This window comes from Lentisphaerota bacterium (assembly GCA_016873675.1).
Classification (GTDB): domain Bacteria; phylum Verrucomicrobiota; class Kiritimatiellia; order RFP12; family JAAYNR01; genus VGWG01.
This window is the reverse complement of record VGWG01000181.1, coordinates 1-3,228: the sequence shown is the minus strand read 5'-3', so window position 1 is coordinate 3,228 and position 3,228 is coordinate 1. Positions and strand designations below refer to the sequence as shown.

Genomic DNA, 3,228 nt, shown 5'->3' with positions numbered 1-3,228 from the left:
GCGGGAACGAATGCGGCGAGAGGTTTTGGAGTGCGGTGACTCGTCACCGCTTTCTTTTGCCCCGCGGAGCCGGCCAGCCACCGACCGTTTTGCGACGGATTCCCGCCGCGGGAACGAGAAACGGAGTCTGCCTCCTTATTGGCGAAATGCATAGCCTGAGTGATTTGCGCAGCTTTCTTTGCGATACCTGAACGCGTTCATTTAGCCCATCCTTCCAAAAAGGAGGCAGACTCCTTTTTCCAAGCGTTGCAATACGCTCTCCGCCTGCGCGCCGATGATCGATTGCCGGTGATAACCTGGGTGCCCTCACCAGATCCGCACCTAATTGTGGCGGCTCGGAAGGCTCGTCCTGCTGCGACTGAGCAGGAAGCAGATCGGCGGCGGCCAAAAGGGCCGCGGCGACAAGCCGGGTGCCGTAGCCGGCGTTGTCGCGTTCGGCATGCCGTCGTGCGAACAGCCTGGCTGCATCGTCCTGGCTGAAGATAGGTGGCGAGTCCCAGCGAAACTAGATCACCTTGACGCTCTCGGCACACGGGCCTTTGGGGCCCCGACCTTCCGTGTAGGACACCTTCTGCCCTTCATGCAGTTCGTTGAAACTGACACCTTCGAGGCTCGATGAGTGGAAAAACAGATCTTTTTCGGACCCCGTCTTGATGAATCCGAAACCCTTGTCCATCAGCTTTTTGATGGTGCCTTCCGCCATTGGTACTTTTCCTGCGTGTTTGCTCGGATTGACGCCGTTTGGCCTACGATTGCTTTCTGGCCGCCATCCGTTGGTTGAACGAAGTGTAGCTCGCCGCGGATACATCACACAAGTGGGTTGCGGCACAAACCACAAGAGCGGACGGGTGCGCTGGACCACCGATCTTCGTGCTCAGCCAATCACAACACAACTCGCCACCAGCTGATGGGTTATCATGGCCTCTGCGATACTCGCTTCGTCGTATCCAACGCCTTCATAAGGCCTTGCTCGACCCCAGAGTGCCCGTCCGCCCTCAGCCTCCTTGCCGCCGCTAGCCTGGATTCCCATATGGCGGAAAGACCTAAGAAATCACCCCGGCGCGACGAGGGCCGGGAGACCGTGTATTAGGTGATGGCTTTACACCATACGGCGCTTAGCCGAACAGGAACCGCAGGCGTTTTCCGAGCCAGGGGATTCGGATATCTGTCTGATCGAAACCTGCGGCCACCAGCAAAGGGTTGTGTGCGCGCTTCTGGAAGTACACGTTGACCGCGCGCTCGTCAATCTCGATCGTCGCCGTGGCGTCGATGAAGTCGCGAAACAGATGACGCGATTTCGCGGTTTCGTAACCGCTCCCGATGCGTTGGGCCAAATAGCGGTACAGACTGCTGGCCATGAGCGTCAGTTGGAGGTCGCAGTTCACCTTCAACGCGACGGCAGAGGAGAGGGCATCCATGTGGAAGAAGTTCACGCCGTCCTCGATGTTGTTCTCGATCAGCATCCGACGCGCATACCGTTGAATCAGCTTCGCAGCCGACCGCCGGAGTTGATTCGTCAGCAGCAGCGTCGGCTCCTCGTGACCCAAGTCCGCGATCGTGATCTGCCGGAGCGGTCCCGCGTAACCGGCCAACGTCACCGTCTCATCCAGAATCCGAGGCGTCCGGTACTGCCGGGACACCCCCTCGAGTTCGATCCGCCGCCACGCACTGCGCGGACGCGCCTGGAGTTCCTGGAGCATCCGCGCGCTGCGGCGGCGCAACGTGATGAATTGCACACCCTGTTGGTTGAGTTGGCTCAGGTGCGGGTAGGTCGTGAGCTTGGAGTCGAAAATCAGTTCTTCCGGCAGTTTCCCCGTGCGGTCTTTCCAGAAACGCACGAAGGTCAGCACCTCGTCGTTCTGCTCGTCTTTGCGCAAGTCGCAGTTGGCATAGCAGAAGAACCGTTTCTCGCCGTCCTGGGCCAAAAAGGCCAAAATTCCCTTCTGCCGGCGGCTGCGCTTCGACACATAGTGCTTCTCCAGGAGCGCGTCTTCGCCATGAAACGGAATAGTGTGAAAGTCCAAATCAAAGGACGAACCGTGCTGCAACCCCAACCCCGAGATGGCATCGAACCAGTGACGCATCAGTTTCGGATAACAATCCGGACGGATCCGGCAGCTGTATTCCGTCAGGAACGATCGCTTCGGGATCACGTTCAGCCCGGCGAATAGGGCCAGTCCTTCGTCGAGCACGGCACTCATCACGTGCAGGTGTCGCTGCGTGCCGAACAGTTTGAGGGCCAGCAGGCTGCGCAGGGCGTGTGCGGCCGGCACCATCTGCGTCCCGGGAAGGTCGCACTTGTCGATCACCTGGTCGAACTTCAATTCCGCCAGTGCGGGCAGAAACAGAAACAGCCCACCGAACTTGGTGCGGAAGGCGTGGGGTTCCAAGTTCACGGCCCCTGCATCGGCACGATCGGCCGCCGTCGGCTTGGTGCCCAATGGCCGTTCGTCGTCGCGCCGCCGCGGTAGCTTGGTGAACCCTTCCTGCCGTAGCACCAGAGAAACCGCCATGGGGGTGCGTGGGCATCCTTCCTTCTTCAGCGCTTCACTGATATCGTAGATGGACAGATTCTGCTTGCGCAGCTGAATGATGTGTTGACGAACCGGATCGATCGTTGCGCCGCGCCTACGGAGTGGTTCGACGAAGAACGAACGCTTTGGCTGCTGGCGAAACTGATGGACCAGTTGATGGAGGCTGCCGGGCGTGTATCCGAAGCGCCGGGCGACCTCAGGTCCTGGCAGCTCTTCGACAAAATAGGCGCGGAGTGCCTCGTACTGGCGGTGCGTGGCATTCTGCGGAGCGAGGAAGATACGAGCCAGGTCCATTAGCTCTCTCTTTATTTAAAACGCGTCTCCCACGGTGTTAGCTGGAATTCAGCGTCCCTGGGCGATGTGCCTGAAAATCCGATATCAGACGAAATCCTCGGGAAATATGCCATTTACGGGCTCGCGGCTTACGACGTGTCGCCGCGTGCGAACACCGGTTGACGGCGTGGGAGTATACCGTTTACGTATAAACGCAGACTAGATCAAATCCGCACGAACCCCGCGGAATACAGCACGTGCGAGGTGTCTTTTCTTAGGGTCTTCGGGGGCTGTGGGAATCCAGGCTAGCACGGAGAGGCGAGTTAGAGAATTGGTATCGGTGAAATGGACGTCCTTCTGCGATATTGAGGGTGACAAAACACTCTCCACCACAGAAGGAACGCCCGCATGGATGGTAACG

At 58.9% G+C, this 3,228-nt stretch carries 2 protein-coding genes; both read right to left on the bottom strand.

Annotated elements, in window-relative coordinates; translation table 11 throughout:
- Positions 1-505: 505 nt before the first annotated feature.
- Positions 506-703, bottom strand: coding sequence for a cold shock domain-containing protein (locus tag FJ222_12405; GenBank protein MBM4165223.1), 198 nt, complete (start codon positions 701-703; stop codon positions 506-508).
- Between the two features lie 412 nt (positions 704-1,115).
- Positions 1,116-2,828, bottom strand: coding sequence for a transposase (locus tag FJ222_12400; GenBank protein MBM4165222.1), 1,713 nt, complete (start codon positions 2,826-2,828; stop codon positions 1,116-1,118).
- Positions 2,829-3,228 lie beyond the last annotated feature (400 nt).